18 protein-coding genes and 1 riboswitch are annotated in these 22,391 nt (G+C 70.8%); of the genes, 12 read left to right on the plus strand and 6 right to left on the minus strand.

The genetic code is table 11. The features are described from left to right. Positions 1–269 precede the first annotated feature (269 nt). On the plus strand, positions 270–1,067 hold the full coding sequence (gene thyX, locus ACFW3L_RS22645) for an FAD-dependent thymidylate synthase (RefSeq protein WP_378743521.1): 798 nt from the start codon (positions 270–272) through the stop codon (positions 1,065–1,067). Between the two features lie 49 nt (positions 1,068–1,116). On the opposite strand, the gene ACFW3L_RS22650 is transcribed toward thyX, so the two are convergent. The 4 genes from ACFW3L_RS22650 to ACFW3L_RS22665 form a co-directional block, all read right to left on the minus strand. Beyond that, positions 1,117–3,225: a tetratricopeptide repeat protein gene (locus ACFW3L_RS22650; RefSeq protein WP_378743522.1), complete on the minus strand. Its 2,109-nt coding sequence runs from the start codon at positions 3,223–3,225 to the stop codon at positions 1,117–1,119. Then, positions 3,222–3,782, minus strand: a complete 561-nt coding sequence (locus tag ACFW3L_RS22655) for a DUF6879 family protein (protein WP_378743523.1) — start codon at positions 3,780–3,782, stop codon at positions 3,222–3,224. Before ACFW3L_RS22655 ends, ACFW3L_RS22650 begins: the two co-directional genes overlap by 4 nt. Then, complete coding sequence (locus ACFW3L_RS22660) at positions 3,779–3,997, minus strand: hypothetical protein (RefSeq protein ID WP_378743524.1); 219 nt, start codon at positions 3,995–3,997, stop codon at positions 3,779–3,781. The genes ACFW3L_RS22655 and ACFW3L_RS22660 overlap by 4 nt, the downstream gene beginning before the upstream one ends. 283 nt (positions 3,998–4,280) lie before the next feature. Beyond that, complete coding sequence (locus ACFW3L_RS22665) at positions 4,281–4,412, minus strand: hypothetical protein (protein WP_378743525.1); 132 nt, start codon at positions 4,410–4,412, stop codon at positions 4,281–4,283. Positions 4,413–4,582: 170 nt separating this feature from the next. On the opposite strand from ACFW3L_RS22665, the gene ACFW3L_RS22670 reads away from it, so the two are divergent. The 11 genes from ACFW3L_RS22670 to ACFW3L_RS22720 all read left to right on the plus strand — a co-directional run bounded on the left by ACFW3L_RS22670 (position 4,583) and on the right by ACFW3L_RS22720 (position 20,297). Further along, entirely contained in the window at positions 4,583–5,512 is a 930-nt protein-coding gene (locus ACFW3L_RS22670) for a PRC and DUF2382 domain-containing protein (RefSeq protein ID WP_378743526.1), read from the plus strand. Positions 5,513–5,619: 107 nt separating this feature from the next. Then, a complete protein-coding gene (locus ACFW3L_RS22675) occupies positions 5,620–6,804 on the plus strand; it encodes an amidohydrolase (RefSeq protein ID WP_378743527.1) in 1,185 nt (394 codons plus the stop codon). 336 nt (positions 6,805–7,140) lie between these two features. Continuing rightward, complete coding sequence (locus ACFW3L_RS22680) at positions 7,141–7,617, plus strand: SRPBCC family protein (protein WP_378743536.1); 477 nt, start codon at positions 7,141–7,143, stop codon at positions 7,615–7,617. Between the two features lie 101 nt (positions 7,618–7,718). Further along, a complete protein-coding gene (locus tag ACFW3L_RS22685) occupies positions 7,719–9,119 on the plus strand; it encodes a flavin monoamine oxidase family protein (protein ID WP_378743545.1) in 1,401 nt (466 codons plus the stop codon). A 200-nt stretch (positions 9,120–9,319) separates the two neighbouring features. Continuing rightward, positions 9,320–10,075, plus strand: coding sequence for a CDP-alcohol phosphatidyltransferase family protein (locus ACFW3L_RS22690; protein ID WP_378744359.1), 756 nt, complete (start codon positions 9,320–9,322; stop codon positions 10,073–10,075). A 218-nt stretch (positions 10,076–10,293) separates the two neighbouring features. Continuing rightward, positions 10,294–12,798 (plus strand): sugar phosphate nucleotidyltransferase, encoded by a 2,505-nt coding sequence (locus ACFW3L_RS22695; RefSeq protein WP_378744369.1) that lies wholly within the window; start codon positions 10,294–10,296, stop codon positions 12,796–12,798. A 638-nt stretch (positions 12,799–13,436) separates the two neighbouring features. After that, positions 13,437–13,979 carry an FHA domain-containing protein gene (locus ACFW3L_RS22700; RefSeq protein WP_049566369.1) on the plus strand — a complete coding sequence of 181 codons (543 nt, stop codon included), beginning with the start codon at positions 13,437–13,439 and terminating at the stop codon, positions 13,977–13,979. Positions 13,980–14,149: 170 nt separating this feature from the next. Beyond that, positions 14,150–14,623, plus strand: a complete 474-nt coding sequence (locus ACFW3L_RS22705; protein WP_378743599.1) for a bifunctional nuclease family protein — start codon at positions 14,150–14,152, stop codon at positions 14,621–14,623. Positions 14,624–15,037: 414 nt separating this feature from the next. Then, entirely contained in the window at positions 15,038–15,538 is a 501-nt protein-coding gene (locus ACFW3L_RS22710) for a MerR family transcriptional regulator (protein WP_378743609.1), read from the plus strand. 150 nt (positions 15,539–15,688) lie between these two features. After that, positions 15,689–15,779, plus strand: a riboswitch (glycine riboswitch). Between the two features lie 97 nt (positions 15,780–15,876). Next, positions 15,877–18,774, plus strand: a complete 2,898-nt coding sequence (gene gcvP, locus ACFW3L_RS22715; protein ID WP_378743620.1) for an aminomethyl-transferring glycine dehydrogenase — start codon at positions 15,877–15,879, stop codon at positions 18,772–18,774. Between the two features lie 263 nt (positions 18,775–19,037). Further along, on the plus strand, positions 19,038–20,297 hold the full coding sequence (locus tag ACFW3L_RS22720) for a tetratricopeptide repeat protein (protein ID WP_378743631.1): 1,260 nt from the start codon (positions 19,038–19,040) through the stop codon (positions 20,295–20,297). Positions 20,298–20,348: 51 nt separating this feature from the next. Here ACFW3L_RS22720 and ACFW3L_RS22725 read toward each other — a convergent pair whose 3' ends face one another. Both ACFW3L_RS22725 and ACFW3L_RS22730 read right to left on the minus strand, forming a co-directional pair. After that, a complete protein-coding gene (locus ACFW3L_RS22725) occupies positions 20,349–20,537 on the minus strand; it encodes a DUF5999 family protein (RefSeq protein WP_378743644.1) in 189 nt (62 codons plus the stop codon). A gap of 228 nt (positions 20,538–20,765) precedes the next feature. After that, positions 20,766–22,196, minus strand: a complete 1,431-nt coding sequence (locus ACFW3L_RS22730; protein WP_378743661.1) for a threonine/serine exporter ThrE family protein — start codon at positions 22,194–22,196, stop codon at positions 20,766–20,768. Positions 22,197–22,391 lie beyond the last annotated feature (195 nt).

Consider the following 22,391-nt stretch of genomic DNA (forward strand, 5'->3'; position numbering starts at 1 on the left):
TTATTATACTTTTTTTGGTGGTGTGTCTTCTTTTTTTTTTTTTCTCGCGGGGGGGGGGGGGGGGGCCCCCCCCCCCCGGGGGGGGGGGGCCCCCCCCCCGGCCCCTCGGCTCGTCGGCCCGGCTCCGGACCGACCACGGCGAAGCAACGGGACGTGTACCCTCGGGGGAGGTCAATCGGCCCCGCCCCACACACGCTCCCGTGCTCCGGAATCCCTGGTCGCGGCCATGACGCGTGCCCTGGGCGGGGGAGTTGCTAGGAGAGGGTGCCGTGAAGAAGGTCGAGCCCCAGGTCCGCCTGGTTGCACGTCCGCAGGTGGACTACGACGCGATCACCGACTACCTCAAGGAGGTCGGCGGCGAGGCGTGGTTGGAGCGGTTCGACCGGGGTGAGCTGGACGCCCACCTCAACGACCCCCAGAACCTCGCGGAGTTCGCTGGGCGCCTGTGCTACCGCTCGTGGGAGCCGGGCCTGAACCCGAACGTCACCCGGGTGCGCAAGGACCAGGACGCCTACCTGGGCAACATCCTGGCGAGCCTGCACGGTTCGGTGCTGGAGCACGTCAGCTTCAGCTTCGTGCTGCACAACGTCTCGCGGGTGCTCACCCACGAGCTCATCCGACACCGCCCCGGTGTGGCCGTCTCGCAGGAGTCCCTGCGGTTCGTGCGCCTGACCGACCTGCCGTTCTGGTTCCCGGAGTGGGCCGAGGAGGACCCCGAGCTGATGGAGCGCGCCACGGCGATGCTCCAGCAGATGGAGGAGTTCCAGTTCTGGATGGCGGAGCACTTCGGCCTGGACGACGAGGGCGTGAAGTTCGCGGAGAAGAAGCACAAGACCTCCTTCATGCGCCGCTTCGCCCCCGAGGGCGTGGCGACCGGCCTGGTGTGGACCGCCAACGTGCGCACGCTGCGGCACACCCTGGAGGCCCGCACGGCTCCCGGAGCGGAGGAGGAGATCCGCCTCCTGTTCAACCTCATCGGCGAGACTCTGAAGGAGGAGGCCCCCGCGCTCTTCGGTGACTACACCGTCGAGGACGGCGTGTGGGTGCCCCAGCACCGCAAGGTCTGACCGTCCCGAGCGCCCGCACCCGAACCAGGTGCGGGCGCCGCGTCGTCTCTCAGGTGTCCAGGGCTCTCAGCTGTTCCTCCACCTCAGGGGTACGCGGATCGTCGTGGTCCCTGAGATAGTCCAGGGCGGCTGTCCAGACCTCACGCGCCCGCTCCGGTTCGCCCAGCTCGACGTGGGACCTGCCCAGGCCGCGCAGTGCCACGGCTCGGCTGTCGGAGTCCTCGTACCTGTCGAATGCGGCGATGGCCGATCGGTACTCAAGGGTGGCTTCCGCGGCCCTGCCCGTGCCGGTGAGGATCCGTCCCAGGGAACAGCGGGCCCAGGCCTCGCTCCATTCGGCGTCGATCTCCTCGAAGGCGTCGACCGCCGCTCGGCAGAGGCTGAGAGCCTCCTCCCAGCTGCCCAGATCGGCGCGGAAATCCGCCAGACCGAGCAGGGACATGGCTTCGCCCCGCCGCTCTCCCGCCTCCCGGAAGATCGCACGGGAGCGCTCCATCCTCTCCACGGTGCCGGGCCCCCGTTCGCCGCTCTGCCAGGCCACCAGAGCCAGTTGCCGGAGCGCGAACCCCCGCACCCAGGAGTCACCGCTCGCCAGGGCCGTCCGGTAGTGGTGTTCGGCTTCGTCGAGGTCCTCCAAGAGCCACAGGGCGTCGCCCATCCCCAGATGGTTGCGGGCCAACCCGAAGGGACTCCCGGCTTTCTCCGCCGCTCTCAGACCGACCCTGTGCAGGTCCACCCACGCGTGCCAGTGCCGGTGGACTTCGAACAGAGGGTAGACACTGGCGGGCAGGCGCCAGGCGACACCGTACTGACCGTGGTCGAAGGCGGCCGTTGTCACGGCGATCAGGTTCGTGCGCTCTGCCTCGAACCACGACAGGGCCTCTTCGGGAGAGGTGAAGTCGGGTAGCTCCTGAGGAGCCTCACCACCGGGTACGACGGGAAAGTGCGGGTGCTCGGCCAGCTGGGCCCGGGAGGCGGCATGGACGTACCACCGAGCCAGCCGCCCGATGCTCTCGGGAATCGCTGGGAGTCCGTCCTCGGCACGCACCCGTTCCACGACGAACAGACGCACCAGGTCGTGGAGGCGATAGCGGTCGACGTGCGGGCGTTCCACGAGGTTGGCTCGTCTCAGTCGATCCAGCAGCCTGCGGGCCTCGGCACCCGGGACACCGGTGAGCGCGGCAGCTGCCGCGACGGAGAACTCCGGCCCCGGATGCAGTCCCAGGGAGCGGAAGAATCGTGCGGTGCCGGCGTCCAGGCCCTGGTAGGAGGCGCTCATCACGGAACGCAGGTCACTCAACTCGTCCTCCTCCGCGAGAGTGTCCAGACGGGATTCCTCGGCCGCCAGCTCGTCGACCAGCTCGATCAGCGCTGTGTCCGGCCGGTCGACGAGCCGTTCCGCCGCCACTCTGAGGGCCAGCGGCAGGCGGGCGCAGTGCTCGACCAGGCTGCGCGCGGCCTCCGGTTCGGAGTCCACCCGGGCTCCCACCGCTCCTCGAAGCAGGTCCACGGATTCGACGAGCGGGAGTGCCCCCAGGAGCAGGCGCTCCGCTCCTTCGCGAGCGACCAGTCCGGGTAGCGTGCTTCGGCTGGTCACCACCACCATGCTTCCGGTCGAGGCGGGCAGCAGAGGCCGCACCTGTGCCGGATCGAGTACGTCGTCGATGACCACCAGAAGGCGCTGGCCGTGCACCTCGGATCGGTACAGCGCCGAGCGGCCGTCCATGTCCAGGGGTATGCGGTCGGCACGCACCCCGAGGGCTCTCAGGATCGAGTCGAGCGCCTGGGCGGCTTGCCCACGCGGTCCGGGGGCGTGGCCGTGCATGCTGACGTAGAGATCCCCGTCCGGAAACCGGACACGTGACCGATGCGCCCAGTGCACGGCCAAGGCGGTCTTGCCGACGCCTGGTGGCCCGGCCAGGATCGCGACCGGGACACTCCGCCCTGACGCCTGGGCCGTCAGTGCGTCCAATCGCCGCAGGTGATGCTCGCGATCCACGAACACCCTGCTGAGGTGCGGAAGTTGACGTGGAGCGGCGACGGCACGGGCGGGTTTCGAGGTGATGTGGACATCCCCGTGCACGGCTCCCGTCTGCAACAGGGCCTCCGGGGAGCCGTGCGCGGTGTTGGTGGTCGCACGGTTCTCGGTGTCCGTCACAGAGGCCGCATATCCGCGTCGAAACGCTTCTCGTACTCAGGGAAGGGTGTGGCCACGTGCAGCGCCCGGTCGCGTACGGCGTTGGCCCGCACGACCTCCTCCGGGGCGGTCACCAGTTCAGGGGTGAGCATGGTTCCGTCCGTGGTGTAGTTCATGCGCACCAGACGCTCCGAGTCGAACAGCCAGTAGTCGAATCGAGGGATGCCCTTCGGCCAGGATCCCTCGTCGACGGGCAGGATGTTGACGTCCTCGCCCGCTTCGACACTGGCGCGGTAGGCGCACACACTCTCGAACCGCAGGTACTCGGTGAGGGGTTCGGTGACCACGTGGACACGGCGGAAGCGTCGTCCGCTCCCGACGATGCGGGTCCACTCCCGGTGGGACGCGGTGGAGATCCTCTCCCCGTCGGCCAGAAAACGCCGAAAGGCCTCCTCCTCATAGCCGACGTCGTAGACCTGGAGCGTCTCCAACCGGAAGGCGGTGTAGCGGCACTCCTCGAAGAAGCGATCGAACTCGCCTTCTCGCAGTGGGCGGGAACCGGTTTTCGGAGGGGTCACACACCCCTCCGCCGGTACTGATCGACGGCGGCGAGCACGATCTCGGGCGAGATGCGTACGGCGGTCTCACCGGGCAGCGGATGGGCCAGCTTCGCGAAGTCGGCGTCAGCGAGCCCGGCCCCCTGGACGACGAACTCGCCGGTGTCACTGATGTAGACGGAGGGGCAGCCCTTGCCGCCGGACTTGTCGTCGGTCGCGAGCAGTTCCAGCTCCATGGTGCTCCGATCAGGCCTGGGGAGAACGTTCCGCGGAGCCTGAAACTAACACGGGAACCCCTGCCCGCTAAGGCTTCTGGCCGTAAGCGGACTACACTTTCAGGTGCCTTCGGCGGATCCGTTCCGCTTCGTCCCCATCACCCTCACGCGACGCGCGCACCAACCGTTTGATGTCGGCCGCAGCGAGTGTGTCGGACAACGTCCGGTGTCGCTCGGAGCCCTCGTTGCCAGCTTCGCGCCGATCCTCATCCATGCTTTCCAGCACACCACACGCGTCGTCGTCTCAGGGGCTCTCCACCGTGTCCTGGCGGAGGACCAGCGGCTCATCGTGCCTCCCGAACGCGAAGCGCGACAGCTGGAGGGCGGTGGGCGCTTCTTCGTGTTCGGGGTGCGCCGACGTCAAGAGCCGTGCCATGGGACGTCATGTGGGGTTCGCGAGAGTCGGCCCCGGCCAAGTGGGGTCTTATGGCTGGCACTTCCTTGTTCAGGGAGTGACCGCGGGGCCTTTGCGGGCTCCGTGCCGGGGGTACGGGCCCGGCGAGTACGGGGCACACGTCCCGTTCCGTGAACAGGGAGGGAGGCCCCGTGACAGGCGAACTCGTACCAGAGAACCTCGTCGGCCACCGTGTGCTCGACGCCGAGGGCACCAACGTGGGGAAGATCAAGCAGGTGTTCCTCGACGACAGCACCGGGGAACCGAGCTGGGTGTCGGTCCACACCGGGCTGTTCGGCATGCGGGAGACCCTCGTTCCGCTCCAGGGGGCGCGACCCGTGGAGGAGGACATCCAGGTCCCCTACGACAAGGGGGTCGTCAAGGACGCTCCACAGGTCGACGCCGAGCGGCACATCACCCCGGAGGACGAGGCCCTCGTCCGCGACTACTTCGCGCGACAGGGTGGCTTCCCCCGGCAGGCCCAGGGGGAGGGCGACACCAGGACCGCGGACCCGGACGCCGGGGCGGCCGGCCCGGGCCACCAGACCACGGCCGCGGGCGTGCCCGCGGGGACAGGCGGCCACGGTGACTTCGCGGACCCGCGTGAGGGGCGGGGAGACGAGCCGCAGGCCGGTGACCCGTTGGACCGGTACCACGGCGAGGAGCGCCTCGGCGGGTCCCGCGACACCGACGACCTCTCCGTCCTGCGCCATGAGGAGCGGGTGGACATCGGGGTCGAGCGCCGCGAGGGCGGGCAGGCGCGGATGCGCAGGCACGTCGAGACCGAGCGCTTCGAGGAGACCGTCCCGCTGCACCACGAGGAACTGGAGGTCGAGCGGCGACCCATCACCGACCCGTCCCAGGTCCTGGACCCCGGGCACATGGAGGAGGACGAGCGCACCTTCACCCTGTACGAGGAGCGTCCGGTCGTCTCGAAGGAGGAGGTGCCCGTCGAGGAGGTCCACGTCCGCAAGCGGGACGTCACCCGTGAGGAGCACATCGAGGGCGAACTCCGCAAGGAGCGCATCGACTTCGAGGACGAGGACGGGCTCCCGCCACGGGGCCCCGACGACGCTCCCTGACCCGACGCGTGGTTCACGCTACCTCCGAGTGGCCCCTCGACCGAGGGGCCACTTGCCTGGGTCGGCTTCCTCGGTATTTTTGGTATACCGCTACCAGGAAGGCTGTCATGACCCAGCAGAATCCCCCCACGATCTTCCGCGACGTACGTCCCATGGGCGGCGACCCCGTCGACCTGGTGGTGGTCGACGGGGTGGTGGCCGAGAGCGCCCCCGTGGGCGGGGCCGAGGTGGTCGACTGCGGCGGGCGGATCGCCCTGCCCACGCTGGTCGACGCGCACATCCACCCGGACAAGACCTCCTGGGGGGAGCCCTGGCAGTCGCGCCGGCCCGCGAAGGGGATCGCGGAACTGGGTGAACAGGACGCCGCGTTCTTCCGGAACTGCCCCAGCCCCGTGGCCGACCGCGCCGAACGCCTCATGGGTCACGCCGTCACGCGCGGTACCCGGGCGATGCGCGCGCACGCCGACATCGCCCCCGCCTACGGGCTGGACGGCCTCCACGGTGTGCGGGAGGCCGCCCGTCGACTGGAGCACGCGCTGGACGTGCGCGTCGTCGCGTTCCCCCAGCACGGGGTCCGGCGCGCCCCCGGCACCGACGCCCTCCTGGAGGAGGCGCTGCGTACCGGCGTCGCCGACCTGGTCGGCGGGATCGACCCCGAGGGCTTCGACGACGACCTGGACGGCCAGCTCGACCTCGTGTTCGGCCTCGCGGACCGGTACCGGGTGGGGGTCGACATCCATCTGCACGACAGCGGATCCGTGGGCTCGCGCACCATCTGGGCGATCATCGAACGCACCCGGGCCCTGGACATGGGCGGCAACGTCGCGGTCAGCCACGCCTTCGGGGTGACCCCGGCGGCCGGCGACTTCGAGGCCGTGGCGGCCGGTCTCGGAGAGGCGGGGGTCGCGCTCACCACGGTGGCCCCGGACCCGTCCCGCGTGCTTCCGGTGGCGCGGCTGCGCGAGCACGGGGTACGGGTCGGCGTCGGCTCGGACGGGGTCCGTGACTCCTGGAGCCCGTTCGGTGACGCCGACATGCTGCACCGCGCCCACCTGCTGGCCAGGGCGCTGCGCGCACGGCTCGACGAGCAGCTCTCGGACGCCTTCCTCACGGCGGCGCACGACGGGGCGGCCCTGGTGGACCTGCCGCGCGCCGACTTCGCGGTGGGTGCGCCCGCGGACTTCCTGCTGGTGGACGGCGAGTGCCTGCCGCAGGTCGTGGTGGACCTGCCCCCGCGCCACGCGGTCGTCCGCGCGGGGCGGGTCGTCGCCCGTGAGGGCCGACTCCTCTGACCCCTCCGGGAGCGGAAGAAATCTGAAAGCATTGCGCACTAGGTTTCCTGACTGACGGACGCCGGGGCGTCGGTGGTGACACCATGACCCCCGGTGCGGACGTGGACCCCGGGCTCTGCCACCCGGGGGCCCGGAGTGGTCAGGACGGGACCACTCGTTCGTTCGGGCCGGTCAGGACGGGACGGGCCCGCGCACGTGGGGACGGCGGTGAGTCGGAAGAGCGCTGACCGCCGTCCCGCCCGCCCTCGTTCCGACCTCCCTCGCTCCGTCCCCACCTCGCGTTACAGTCGTGGCCCACGCCCGGACCGACCGGGCGGTGCGGAGGCAGGAGACCGGATGAGTGTGCGAGGGAACGGACGGGTCGACCGGGCGGAGCGGACCATCGCGGCGCCGCCGTCCGAGGTCTACGGCGCGCTGACCGACGGCGCCGCCCTTCAGGCCTGGCTGCCCCCGGAGGGCATGTCCGGGCGGATCGAGGACTTCGACCCCCGGCCCGGCGGCGGGTACCGGATGGAGCTCACCTATCGCGAGGCCGACTCCGGGCACGGCAAGACCTCGGAGTCCACCGACGTCACCGAGGTGCGTTTCGACGAACTCGTACCCGATCAGCGGATCGTGCAGGTCATCGACTTCAAGTCGGACGACCCCGCCTTCCTGGGGGCCATGGTCATGACCTGGCGGCTGGAGCCGGTCCCCGAGGGCACCACGGTGACGATCGAGGCGACCGACGTGCCCCCGGGCATCCGACCCGAGGACCACGCGGTCGGCCTCGCCTCGTCACTGGCCCACCTGGCCGCGCACGTCGAACCCTGACCGCTCCGTGCCGGGGTCCTCTGGTGTGTCCCTCCCGGGTCGGGACAGACCGGGCGCTTAGGGTCACTCGTGTCGGGCCGCCGACACGGAGGGGGGACGCCATGAGCGAGGACGTGGGCGCGGAGATCACCGAGGAGGAGGTCTCCGGCGAGGAGCACGAGCAGGGGGAGGCCCCCCGTGCCGAGCCCGAGCCGCGTGGACGCGAGGCCGCGCCCGGGCGCGGCCACACCATCGTCGTGGGCGCCGGGATGGCCGGGCTGGCCGCCGCCGACCGCCTCGCGGAGCAGGGTGAACGCGTCACCGTGGTCGAGGCCAGGGACCGCACCGGAGGCCGTATCCACTCGGTGCGCGACTGGGAGGGATCCACCCTGGACGTGGGGGCCTCCTGGATGCGCGGCGAGGAGAACAACCCGCTGTCCCGGCTGGTGGAGGAGGCGGGCGCACGCACCGCCGTCTTCAACCGCTCCACCGAGACCGCCTACGACCCCAAGGGCCGCAGGCTCCTGTTCGACCGGCACCGCCGCAACCTGGAGGACGTCAACCTCCTCCACGAGCACATGTACTGGGCGACGGTCGGCGCGAGCCCGGAGGAGTCGATGGAGGAGGGCATCAACCACGCCCTCTACGACGTCAACCTCGTGCGCTCCCGGGCCAGGGACGCGGCCGAGATCGTTCACCGGTTCGCGGAGGCCGACCACGGAGCCGACGCCGAAGAGGTCGCCTTCGCGGCGGTCGCCTCGCGGCACGAGTTCAGCGGCGACGACGTGGTCTTCCCGGACGGCATGAGCCAGCTCACCGACTATCTCGCGCGGGGGCTGGACGTCCGCCTGGAGCACGTGGTCCTGGGGGTCACCCACGACGACCAGGGGGTCGGCGTGCGGGTGGACACACCCGACGGTGAGGAGACACTGACCGCCGACCGGGTCCTCGTCTCCCTGCCCCTCGGTGTCCTCCAGTCCGGGCAGGTCGAATTCTCCCCCGAACTGCCCGAGGAGAAGCGGGAGGCACTGGCGCGCCTGGGCAACGGCCGGCTGGAGAAGCTGTTCCTGCGCTTCGACGACGTCTTCTGGGGTGACGCGGAGGTCCTGGTCCACCTGGGCACCGAGGAGGGCACCTGGTTCCACTGGTACGCCGGACAGAACGTCCTGGGCCAGCCCATCCTGGTCAGCCGCAACGGCGGCAACGCGGCCAGGTTCCTCGCCGGGATGGAGGACGGTGACGTGGTCGAGCACGCCATGGCCTCCCTGCGCGGCATGTTCAGGAAGGCCCCGGACCCGGTGGACCACCACGTGACGCACTGGATGGACGATCCCTTCGCGCGCGGCGGGTTCTCGTTCACCGCCGTCGGTGCGGGAGACGGGGACCGCGTGGCCCTGGGCGACCCGGTCCGGGACCGCCTCTTCTTCGCCGGGGAGGCCACCGAGATCGAGCACTCCGCGACGGTGCACGGCGCCCTGCTGTCCGGACGGCGGGAGGCCGACCGCATCCTCGACCTCGGCTGAACCACCGACGGAGTGTGTGTCCCCGCAGGTCGCGCCCCGGTCCAGGGGGAAGCCCGTACACGGTACGATCAGCGTGCGGACGTCCTTCCGGGCCCCGGGTTCCGGCGGGGCGCGGGGTGGCGGGAACGACGGTCCCGCCCGTTATCGTTGGCGGTATGGGGCGATCCGCGCAAGAAGGCAGACACGAAGCGGGGGGCAGCGTGGCCAGCCCGGTGGTCAGTGACCGCATCTGGACGGTTCCCAACCTGTTGAGCATGCTCCGGTTGTTGGGCGTGCCGTTGTTCCTCTGGCTCGTCCTGGTACCCCAGGCGGACTGGTGGGCGCTGCTCGTGCTCGCCCTGGCCGGGCTCAGCGACTGGCTGGACGGCAAGATCGCCCGAGCCTGGAACCAGGCCACCAGACTGGGTCAGATCCTCGACCCGCTCGCGGACCGCCTGTACATCTTCGCGGCCCTGCTCGGTCTGGTCCTGCGCGGCATCATCCCGTGGTGGCTGATGGGCATCCTCGTGCTGCGCGACGTCCTCATCCTCGGCGCGCTGCCGCTGCTGCGCCACTTCGGCTACGGGCCGCTGCCCGTCAACTTCGCGGGCAAGGCCGCCACCCTCTGCCTGCTGTACTCGTTCCCCCTGCTGTTCCTCGCCGGGTACGCGTCCATCGTCGGAGATGTGGCACGGATTATAGGTTGGGCCTTCGCGCTGTGGGGAACGGCTCTCTACTGGTGGGCCGGACTGCTCTACGCCGTCCAGGGACTGGGTCTGATCGGCCAGTCCCGCCGCGACGAACGCGATGATCACACGGGTTCCCCCAGGGGTTCCCGGGACAGCGACGCCGCACGCGGCGACGGTGTGGACCGACCCGATCCGTCCGCTCCGGCGACCGCTGACGGCGAACCCGGCGCGGAACCCGAGGGCTCGGACGGACCGGGCCTGCCGGACCAGGGCCGGACCGCGCCCTGATCCACCGAGCGAACCGGCGGACCGGCTCACCAGAGTCCTGTCGGATCGAAAGGGAGTGTCGTCTCCGCAATGAGAACATGTCCCACCGCGCGCGACCGTGCGCGTTCCGAGAAACCGTCCTTCGCCGCGTCTCCTGACGGCACCGCCGTTCGGGGGTGCGCGCGATGACCGCACCCGACTCCGCACCCGTCCCCCCGGGTGAGGCCACCGCACCCCCCATGAAGGCCGTCGTGATGGCGGGCGGCGAGGGCACGCGCCTGCGCCCGATGACGGCCAACCAGCCCAAACCGCTCCTCCCGGTGGTCAACCGCCCCATCATGGAGCACGTGCTGCGCCTGCTGCGCAAACACGGGTTCACCGAGACCGTGGTCACCGTCCAGTTCCTGGCCACGCTCATCCGCAACTACTTCGGGGACGGCGAGGAGCTCGGCATGAAGCTCCACTACGTCGCGGAGGAGGTTCCGCTCGGCACCGCCGGGAGCGTCAAGAACGCCGAGGAGCACCTGCGCGGCGAACCGTTCATCGTCATCTCCGGTGACGCGCTCACCGACATCGACCTGACCGACATGGTCCGGTTCCACAAGGAGCGCGGAGCCAAGGTCACCATCGCCCTGAAGCGGGTGCCCAACCCGCTGGAGTTCGGCATCATCATCGTGGACGACCAGGGCCGCATCCAGCGCTTCCTGGAGAAACCCACCTGGGGCCAGGTCTTCTCCGACACCGTCAACACCGGCATCTACATCATGGAACCGGAGGTGCTCGACCGCGTCGCCGCGGGCGAGGTGGTCGACTGGTCCGGCGACGTCTTCCCCGAACTGCTGGAGGAGGGCGCGCCCCTGTACGGGTACGTCGCCGACGGCTACTGGGAGGACGTGGGCACCCACGAGAGCTATCTCAGCGCCCAGGCGGACGTGCTCTCGGGCAAGGTCGACGTCGAGATCGACGGCTTCGAGGTCTCGCCGGGGGTGTGGGTCGGCGAGGGCGCCGAGGTGGACACCAGCGCGGTGCTCAAGGGCCCGCTCTACGTCGGTGACTACGCCAAGGTCGAGGCCGGGGCGGAGCTGCGGGAGTACACGGTGGTCGGCAGCAACACGGTGGTCCGGGCCGAGGCCTTCTGCCACCGCACGGTGCTGCACGACAACGTGTTCATCGGCCGGGGCGCCAACCTGCGCGGCACGGTGATCGGCAAGAACACCGACGTGATGGCGGCCGCCCGGATCGAGGAGGGGGCGATCGTCGGCGAGGACTGCGTCATCGAGTCCGAGGCGTACGTGAGCAACGACGTCAAGGTGTACCCGTTCAAGACCATCGAGGCCGGTGCGGTGGTCAGCACCAACGTCATCTGGGAGTCGCGCGGGCAGCGTTCGCTGTTCGGTCCCCGGGGCGTGTCCGGGCTGATCAACGTCGAGATCACCCCGGAGCTCGCGGTGCGGCTGGCCAACGCCTACGCGACCACGCTCAAGAAGGGCGCGATCGTCACGACGTCCCGTGACGTCTCTCGGGCGGCGCGCACGCTCAAGCGCGCGATCATCAGCGCGCTCACGGCCGCCGCCATCGAGGTGCGGGACCTGGAGGTGGTCCCGCTGCCGGTGGCGCGCTTCCACACCTCGCAGAGCGGTGTCAGCGGCGGCATCACCGTGCGCACCAGCCCCGGCGACCCCGAGTCCGTGGACATCATCTTCCTGGACGGACAGGGCGCCGACCTCTCACCGGGAGCCCAGCGCAAGCTCGACCGGGTCTTCTCCCGAGCCGAGTACCGGCGCGCCTTCCCCGGGGAGATCGGTGAGCTGTCCTTCCCGTCGCGCAACGTGGAGAACTACTCCCATGAGCTGCTGCGGTCCGTGGACACGTCCGGTGTGGCCGAGGCCGAGCTCAAGGTCGTGGTCGACTGCGCCGGCGGCACGGGTTCGCTGATCCTGCCCTCGCTGCTGGGCCGGATCGGCGTGGACGTGCTCACGGTGAACAACCGGCTGGACGAGGCCTCGCCCACCGACACCGTCGCGAAGAAGATGCGGGACCTGGAGCGGCTGGGCGAACTGGTCGCCAACTCCGGCGCCGACTTCGGCGTGCGCTTCGATCCGGTGGCCGAGCGGCTCTCCATCGTGGACGAGAACGGCGAGCTGGTGGACGGCGACCGCGCACTGCTGGTGGTCCTGGACCTGGTCGCCGCCGAACGCGGCGGAGGCCGGGTGGCGCTGCCGGTCACCACGACCCGGGTGGCGGAGAAGGTGGCCCGTTCGCACGGTGCCGAGGTGCTGTGGACGGCCACCGCCACGGACGAGCTGACCAAGGCGGTGCGCTCGGAGGGCGCGGAGATCGTGCTCGCCGCTGACGGCCGGGGCGGCTTCGTGGTCCCCGAGTTCAGTCCGACCAGTGACGCGATCGCCGCGTTCGTGCGGCTGCTCGGGTTGGTGGCGCGGACCCGGCGCTCGCTCGGCCAGATCGACCGTGCGATCGCTCAGGCGCACCTCCTGCGCCGTTCGGTGCCCACCCCGTGGGCGGTCAAGGGGAGCGTGATGCGCGCGGTCGTGGAGGCCGCCGGAGACCGCGAACTGGACACCACGGACGGTGTCCGGGTGATCGAGCCCGACGGCAGTTGGGCACTGGTCCTGCCGGACACGGCGGAGGCCGTGACCCATCTTTGGGCTGAAGGTCCTGATTCGGACACGGTGCAGAGTCTGCTCGACGAGTGGGCCGCCGTGGTGGAACGGGCCGAGAGCTAGCGGCCTGGCTCCGCGCCCTCTGGCGCGCGGGCACGGGCGGAGGGTGACGCCCGTGCCCACGTTCCGTGTCCGGGTCGCGCCCCGGGGTGTTCCCACCCCGGGGCGGAGCGGGGGATAAAGTGGACGAAGGCGCAGGTCGAGGCAGGGGCCGGAAGTTCACGAAAATCCACCCCGCGTGACGGAGAACCAAACGCCCGGGCCGGGCATCTGCTCCAGAACAGGTGTGGGTCTCCCCATGAGGCCTGTCTCCGGTCGTGGCGGTGCCCCGGGCACCGACGCGAGCGGACCCCGCCACGCGGGCGCCCCGACGGGTGTTCGCGGCGGGCCGAGGGGGAGCGAAACCCTGTCTGGACAGGGATATGGTTTAAAGTCGAGTGTTCCCTGAAGCACCGTGTCACCTCCCGCCACGGAATCCCGGCAACGGCGGACATCCAACGGGGGTGACAAGGAGTCCTACTTGGGGGATGAGACCTAGCGACCGACCGTGTGAGGCGAACCGCTGCCGCGACCGTGGACAGTGGACCGACTCACCGTGTTCCGGACGGTGAGCGGGCCCCGTTGCCCGCCTGGCGCCCGGAACGCGCCACCGATCAGCCGAATCAAGCACCGCCCCGTGCGGTAGGAGGCCGAGCCGACCTATGTCGAGCGTTTACTGCACGCAGTGCGGTCACGCCGTTGCGGATGATGCCCGTTTCTGCTCCCACTGTGGAACACCGGTCCGCAGGGCCGAACAGCAGAGCCCACGGCCCAACGCCGGCGGTGACTCCGCTGGGGATGTCACGTCGACCATCTCCATCTCCGGTATACAGGCGCTGGAGGAGGAGGAACAGGGCGATGAACTCGGCGGCGACGATCCCGCCAGCACCGACGCGCTTCCACCCGGGACCGCCTTGCTGGTGGTCCGGCGGGGCCCCAACGCCGGGAGTCGCTTCCTGCTGGACAGCGACGTCACCACCGCCGGCCGACACCCCAACAGCGACATCTTCCTCGACGACGTCACCGTGTCCCGACGCCACGTGGAGTTCTTCCGCCGCGGCAACGGCTTCGGGGTCCGTGACGTCGGCAGCCTCAACGGAACCTACGTCAACCGCGAACCGGTGGACGAGGCCGAGCTGGGCGGTGGGGACGAGATCCAGATCGGCAAGTTCCGGATGGTCCTGCTGACCAAGCCGCGCCGATGACGGCGCGCTGACCACGGTCGACGGGGGCGGGTGTGCCGAGGAGGTTTGCGGCCCCCCGCCTCCGGAGAGCTTTGTAACGAAGGGTGCCGATTTCGCCCTCGGGTCCTGATCCGACGGGGGAGCAGGGACGAGCGCCCATCCGGCATGACGACTCGTGGGACGGAGCCGCTGTGAAACACATGGAGGTCGTCGGCGTCCGGGTTGAGATGCCCTCGAACCAACCGATTGTCCTGCTCAAGGAATCCGAGGGGGACCGCTACCTGCCGATCTGGATCGGTGGGGTGGAGGCCTCCGCGATCGCGCTCGCCCAGCAGGGAGTCTCGCCCGCGCGCCCGCTCACCCACGACCTGTTCCGTGACGTCCTGGACGCGTTGGACACGGGGCTGGAGACGGTCAACATCACCGGGCTGAGTGACGGCATCTTCTACGCCGAGCTGGTCTTCAGCAACGGTGTGGAGGTCAGCGCGCGCCCCTCGGACTCCATCGCCCTGGCCTTACGGACCGGCACCCCGATCTACGCCCACGAGGACGTGATCGAGGAGGCCGGGATGCCGATCCCGGACGAGCAGGAGGACCAGGTCGAGGCGTTTCGGGAGTTTCTGGACAACATCTCGCCCGAGGATTTCGGCCAACGAGGTACCTGAGACGGTCGGGGCTCGCCCTCCGCGGGCCCCGATTCGTCTATTCGCGGCCGTGACCTGCGGGTTCATGGGTCGCACCGGTGATAGATTGGGTGAACGGAATGGTCGTGGAGGGCGCAGTCGACAACCGCCCAGTGGGTTTCGGCCCGGCGGGGGCCGGGACCGCGGCTTCCTTGGTGTGCGCACTTGGCGACGCGCCGCGCGCCTTCGTTGACGCTGCCCTGCGGTCGTCCTACCGTCAGTGCTGTGAAACCCACGGCGCGCCCGTTCCCTGAGTGGACTCCCCTGTCGATGCCGCCGTGGGACGAGAAGCCGGAGGTCGGCGTGGCGGTAGCGAGCGGCAAGCGGGATCACCATGACAGGCGGTCCGCGCTGCGGCTAGCGGGGCAGCAGGGCCTACTGTGCGAAGAGGACGTGATGGCGCTGCCTACGGACGTCGGGTATCGGGGTCCAGCGGCGTGTACGGCCGCCGGGATCACCTATCGACAGCTGGACTACTGGGCCAGGACCGGCCTGGTGGAGCCGAGCGTGCGCACGGGTGCCCACAACGCTCCGCTGTACAGCCTCCCCGACATCCTGATGCTGAAGGTGGCCAAGCGTCTCCTGGACACCGGGATATCGCTCCAACAGATCCGCACGGCCGTCGACCACCTGCGCGGCCGCCCCGCCACCGACCTGTCCCGCATCACCCTCATGAGCGACGGCGTCAGCGTGTACGAGTGCACCTCGCCCGACGAGGTGGTCGACCTCATGCAGCGGGGCCAGGGCATGTTCGGTCTGGCGTTGGCCAACGTCTCCCGTGAACTGGAGGAGGCGCTCGGCGTGGTCCCGGCCGAGGAGAGAGCGGATCTGCCCGCGGCGGCACCCCAGGTCGTGGACGAGCTGGCCATGCGGCGCCGGGAGCGGCGCACCGGGTGAACGCGGTACCGGCGCGGGCGCGTCGACCACGGTGAAGGTGCGCCCTGACTCGGTGCCACGGGGCCGGATCGAGTACGGTCGTAGTCACAACGGGGATGAAAACCGACATTCTCCCTGCTTGTACACACATACAGAGCGTCAGCAGGCCGCTGATACCGCGCGGGAGAGACCTCGGCAACGAGGCGCCGACGGGGCAATACTCCCCAGTAACCTCTCAGGCACCATGGACCGCGCGGAGTAGGCCGCTCTGAAGCCTGGGCGCGGTCGTGCCCGGTGACAGAGGGGGAGACCGTGAGGAACACCGCCGACCCGATCGGCCCTGTCACCAGGAGGTCTCCGTGCCTGACCCGTCGAACGTCCCCACCCCGGGCGCCCCCGCCCGGGTGTTCGCGGACCGCCACATCGGACCCGCCCCCGCCGAGACCGCCGAGATGCTCAAGACGGTCGGCTACGGCTCCACCGCCGATCTCATGAACGCGGCCGTGCCCGCGTCCATCCTCAGCGCCCCCGGCCAGAGCGCGACGCTCGACCTGCCCGCGGCGATCGGTGAGGCCGAGGCGCTGGCGGAACTGCGCGACCTTGCCTCGCGCAACAGGCCCACCACCCCGATGATCGGCCGCGGCTACTACGGCACACTCACGCCCCCGGTCATCCTGCGCAACATCATGGAGAACCCGGCCTGGTACACGGCCTACACGCCCTACCAGCCCGAGATCTCCCAGGGCCGGCTCGAAGCCCTCATCAACTTCCAGACCATGGTCTCCGACCTCACCGGTCTGCCCATCACCGGTGCCTCCCTGCTGGACGAGTCCACCGCCGCCGCCGAGGCCATGACCCTGGCCCGCCGCGTCAGCAAGGTCAAGGGCGACGTCTTCGTGGTCGACTCCGACGTCTTCCCGCAGACCCTCCAGGTGCTGCGCACCCGCGCCGAACCCCTGGGCATCGAGGTCGTCGTCGCGGACCTCACCCAGGGCCTGCCGGAGGGAGACGTCTACGGCGTCCTGGTCCAGTACCCGGCCTCCAGCGGTGTGGTGCGCGACCCCAGCGCCGTCATCGCGGAGGCGCACGAGCGCGGCGCCCTGGCCGTGGTCGCCGCCGACATCCTCGCGCTGACCCTGCTGCGCAGCCCCGGCGACCTGGGGGCGGACATCGCGGTGGGCTCCACCCAGCGCTTCGGCGTCCCGCTCGGCTTCGGCGGCCCGCACGCCGGTTACATGTCGGTGGGGGAGAAGCTCCGCCGTCAGCTGCCCGGTCGCCTGGTGGGCGTCTCCGTGGACGACGCGGGCAAGCCCGCCTACCGTCTGGCCCTCCAGACCCGCGAGCAGCACATCCGCCGCGAGAAGGCCACCAGCAACATCTGCACCGCCCAGGTGCTCCTGGCCATCATGGCCGGGATGTACGCCGTCTACCACGGCCCCGACGGACTGCGTGCGATCGCCCGCCAGGTCCACACCCGCACGGCGGCCCTGGCCGACACACTCGCCCAGCGCGGTTTCGAGGTGCTCCACGGGACCTACTTCGACACCCTGCGCGTGCGCGTGCCCAGCGCCGACCGCGTGGTCGAGCGCGCCCTGGAGGCCGGAATCAACCTGCTGGGCGTCGACCAGGGAACGGTCGGCCTCAGCGTGGACGAGACCACCACCGTGGAGGACCTGGAGAAGGTGCTCGCCGCCTTCGGGGAGGCCGACCGGGGTGCCGAGCGCGGCCCGGTGTCCGTGGACGGAGACGCCGACCGCCTCCCCGCCGACCTCGCGCGCGGCGTCGACTACCTCACCCACCAGGTGTTCAACACCCACCGCAGCGAGACCTCCCTGCTGCGCTACATGCGCCGCCTGTCCGACCGCGACCTCGCGCTGGACCGCACGATGATCCCGCTGGGCTCGTGCACCATGAAGCTCAACGCGACCGCCGAGATGGAGTCCATCACCTGGCCGGAGTTCGCGGGGCTGCACCCGTTCGCCCCGCTCGACCAGGCGGCCGGGAGCGTGTCGCTCATCCGCGACCTGGAGGGGTGGCTGGCCGAGGTCACCGGCTACGACGCCGTCTCCCTCCAGCCCAACGCCGGCTCCCAGGGTGAGCTCGCCGGTCTGTTGGCCATCAGGGGCTACCACCGCTCGCGCGGCGACGATCACCGCGACGTCTGCCTCATCCCCAGCTCCGCGCACGGCACCAACGCCGCCAGCGCGGTCATGGCGGGCATGCGGGTGGCCGTGGTGGCCTGCGCCGACGACGGCAACGTCGACCTCGACGACCTGCGCGCCAAGATCGCCAAGCACGGTGCGGAACTGGCGGCCATCATGGTCACCTACCCCTCCACCGCCGGCGTGTACGAGGACACCATCACCGAGGTCTGCCGCCTGGTCCACGAGGCGGGCGGCCAGGTCTACGTGGACGGCGCCAACCTGAACGCCCTGGTCGGCTGGGCCAAGCCGGGCGAGTTCGGCGCGGACGTCAGCCACCTGAACCTGCACAAGACCTTCTGCATCCCGCACGGCGGAGGCGGTCCGGGCGTGGGCCCGGTCGCGGTCCGCTCGCACCTGGCGGGCTTCCTGCCCAACCACCCGGGCCAGCCCGAGGCGGGCCCGCACACCGGCGTCGGACCGGTCTCGGGCGCGCCGTTCGGCTCGGCGGGCATCCTGCCCATCTCCTGGGCCTACGTGCGGATGATGGGCGGCGACGGCCTGCGCTCCGCCACCGAGACCGCCGTGCTCTCCGCCAACTACGTGGCCAAGCGCCTGGAGCCGTACTACCCGGTGCTCTACACCGGCGCCAACGGTCTGGTCGCGCACGAGTGCATCATCGACATCCGCCCGCTCCAGAAGGCCAGCGGTATCAGCAACGAGGACGTCGCCAAGCGCCTGATGGACTACGGCTTCCACGCGCCGACCATGTCCTTCCCGGTGAACGGCACGCTCATGGTCGAGCCCACCGAGAGCGAGAACCTCGCCGAGCTGGAGCGCTTCATCCAGGCGATGATCTCCATCCGGGGCGAGATCGACCGCGTGGCCTCGGGGGAGTGGGACGCCGAGGACAACCCGCTGCGCGGCGCCCCGCACACCGCCGAGGCGGTCACCGCCGACGAGTGGAACCGCGGCTACACCCGCGCGGAGGCCGCCTACCCGCTGCCCTCGCTGCGCCAGGACAAGTACTGGCCGCCGGTCGGCCGGATCGACCAGGCCTACGGTGACCGCAACCTGGTCTGCTCCTGCCCGCCGCCGGAGGCCTTCGAGCTGTAGGAAGGCGAGCACGGGCCACCGGGGTTCCGTGAACGTGTGAGGGGCGCCCACCCGCGCGGGGGCGCCCCTTCCGCGTCCCCCGAGGGGTGCGGGGAGAACCGACGGGCCGCGCACCGCGCCGACACCCGAACCGGGCGCCCGCGACGTCCGGGGGCGGCGCGTTAGAGTTTGCACAGCCGTGGAACCGCCCAGCGGTCGCGGCCACGCCTGCGGCACGCGCTCCCCGTCGCGCGGGCCCGACACCCCCATGGAAAGCGGAACGAATGACCACGACGTCCGGACCTCCCGCACGCTCTGGCCCCGCCGACCCCGCCGAACCAGAGCCTCGGGCCACGGACCCCGACGACGTCGAGGACACCTCCGGGCCGACGCCGGAGGGTGCCCCGGACCTGTGCGACCAGGCCCAGGACCTCGCTGAGAACGGGCACCTCAAGCGGGCCGCCAAGCTGTACCAGCGTGCCGTCGCGGCCAACCCGCCGCCCCGGGTCCAGGCGAGGGCGCTGCTCGGCCTGGCCGTGGTGCAGGACCAGCGAGGCGACCTGGCCGCCTCCCGGGAGGCCGCGCGCCGCGCGCTCTCCACCGGTGACACCCGGTACGCGCCGCGCGCCGCCCACCACCTGGCGCTCTCCCTGGAACAGGAGGGCGCGCACGGCGAGGCGGTCCGGGTCTGGCGGCGCCTGCTCGATCTCGGCGGCCCCGCCCACGCCGCGGTGGCCCGTTACGGACTGGCGCGCGAGGCCGAGGCGCGCGGCGAGGAGGACGAGGCCGAGGAGCACTGGGAGGCGGCCCTGGAGCTGCCGCCCGGCGACGCGGCGATCAGTCGCCTGCACGCCGCCACCGTGGTGGAGGCCGCGCGTGACCTGGCCGGTCGGCTCCTGGAACGGGGACGGCCGGACGCCGCCGCCGTCGCGGTCGAACGCGGTCTCAGCGTGGGCGACGACCCGGGGCTGCGCATGCTGCGCGCCGCCACCCACCTGGAGAGGGCGATCGCGGACGTGGGCTCCGTGGTGGACGCCGGACGGTCCGACGGGGAGTCGGGCCCGCGCCCGGAACCGCGCACCTCCGGCGCGGCGGTGGAACTGCTCGCCGGCCTGCTGTCCCTGAAGGGGGAGCCCGACGCCGCCGAACGGGTCTGGCGGGCGGGCCTGGACAGCCGTGACCGGAACACGGCGGACGCCGTACGGGGACGCCTGCGGCGCCCCTTCGCGTACCCGGCGCAGGACGGTGGCGAACACGCGGCGCCGTGGTGGGAGGACTACCTGGAGGAGGCCGTGGCCACCTCCAGCGCTCCCGCGCTGGCGGGCGAGCTGTTCGCGGTCGTCACCCAGATGCACGCACTGCTGGCCGTCCCGGTCGTCGAGGGCGAATCCCGCCCGGCCGCCCTGCGCGCGGCGATGGAGACGGCCCTGCGCACACCGAGCGAACTGGTGTGGGGGACCTCCGTGCACGCCGACTTCAGACGTCGGCTCAGCGCGGCGATGGGTGAGGACGTCCTGCCGGAGCACTGGCCGGACGGCGGCTGAGCCGTGGGTCCGGAATGGACCCGGGGACGGCGTGCTCGGGAGTGCTCGGGGTCAGGCGGCGGCCCGGGGGCGGTGCGGGGCCACGACCGCGCCGTCGGGGAGGAGTTCGCCGGTGTCGTCGAAGAGGACGACGCCGTTGCAGAGCAGGCTCCAGCCCTGTTCCGGGTGGCTGGAGACGACGCGGGCGGCCTCGCGGTCAGTGTCCTCGAAGGAAGGGCAGGCGGGTGAATGGCTGCACATGTCAGAGCCTTTCGTCGGGTGCTCCTCGTTGAGCTGAGGCCAACATTAGTGGCTGACATCACATGATGTTGTCGGTTTAGGTCGACAACGTTCATCGGCGTGTCTTGTTGGGCCTCGCCAAGTGAGACACGCCACACGCTCGACCGGTTCTGCCCCGGGTCACCTTTTCCCGTCCGGATCGTCGGTACCGGCCCCGTACCAGCGGCCGGGAGCCGGTGTCGCCACCACTCAGTAGCCACCTCTTGTGCGGCGTGCCGCCGGTCGGCTGCGCATCCCCGCCCCCGCCAGGCCACCGCGCTGGAAGGCACGCACCAGCTCACCGCCGAGGTTGACCCCGGCGCCCAGCGCCAGCGCCACCATGACCGCCTCGGCGATGCTCAGCAGCCCCGAGACGGCCGTTCCCTGCGTGATCTCGATCAGACCCCGGTACAGGATGCTTCCGGGCAGCAGCGGCGCGATGGAGGGGATCAGGTAGGGCAGCACGGGTCGCTGTGTGCGCCGGGCCAGCCAGTGGCCGACCACGCCCACCGCCATCGCGCCCACGATCGTCCCGACCACCGGCGGCACCTCCAGGAGCAGGCGCAGACCCGCGTAGATCAGCCAGATCATCACGCCCAAGGCGCCGATCGTGGGCAGCATGCGCGGGGGCACGGCCAGGGAGATCGCGAAGGCCATGGCGATCCCCGCCGCGCCGATCAGGACCGGGACGTCCATGGCGGTCCCCGCCGAGGGCAGGTTCTCCAGGTCCAGGTCGATACCCAGACGGGTGGCGGTGTAGGCCACCGAGACCACGCCCGCCACGATCGCGCCCAGGATGAAGAAGGTCTCCAGCAGTCGCGCGGCCGCCGACACGTAACTGCCGCTGATCCCGTCCTGGAGGCTGGAGACCAGCGGACGGCCCGGCAGCAGGGCCATGATGTTACCGGTGATGATCGCGCCCGCCTGGAGACCCAGGTCCAGTTCGGTGCTCACCCACAGCAGCCCCACGCCGATGGAGGAGGCCACCACGGCCGCCGCCGACATCTGGTAGAACTCCGCGACCCCCCGGTTGGCCAGGAACACCGACGTGCGGTCGCCCAGCACCGTCGCGAGGAAGGCGACGGCGGCCACGATCAGGCCACCGCCCACCATGAGACTGGCGCTGGAGGCGATCAGTCCGAAACCGACCGCGATCAGCCAGTTGGGGTAGGGCATCCGGGCCCGGCGGATCTGCTCCAGGCGGGCGCTCGCGTCCTCCAGCTCCAGCAGCCCCAGCGCCGCCTGCTGGACCAGTGTGTGCAGCTCGTTGACGCGGAAGTAGTCGAGGGTACGGCGACGCACCACTCGTTCCCCGGTGACCGGGTGGCTGTCGCCGCCGGGGTGGGTGGACAGGGAGATCGTGGTGAAGGTGACCGACACCTCGGAGCGGGGCAGGTCGAAGGCGACCGACAGGCTCAGCATCGCCTCACTGACCGCCTCGGTGCCCTCCCCGCTGGCCAGCATCAGTTCGCCCACCCGCAGCACCAGGTTGATCACCCGGGCGTCGGGCAGGCTGACGTCCTCGCCGTCCTCCAGGCTGTCCGGGGTCAGCTCGCGTTCGTGCTCGGCGCGCCAGTCGCGCATCCGGCTGAGCATGAACTCCTCGCTCGGCGGCCCCGAGCGATCCCGCTTGCTTGGCATGGCTGTACTCCGTTTCCTCCCCGTCGCCCGCACCCCAGATGATCGGCGTACTGCCTCGGCAACCCCAAGGGGGACGCCGCGCCCGTGCGCGCGGTTCGCCCTCCGGCCGCGGCGGCGGCGGTGAGTTCGGTCACCGGATCATCCTGTCAAGGGGCGTGCTTCGTCATGGTGGGCGACGCGCCGGGTCTCGGGCGC

This window comes from Nocardiopsis sp. NPDC058789 (assembly GCF_042745575.1).
In the GTDB taxonomy this organism is placed as follows: Bacteria; Actinomycetota; Actinomycetes; order Streptosporangiales; family Streptosporangiaceae; genus Nocardiopsis; species Nocardiopsis eucommiae.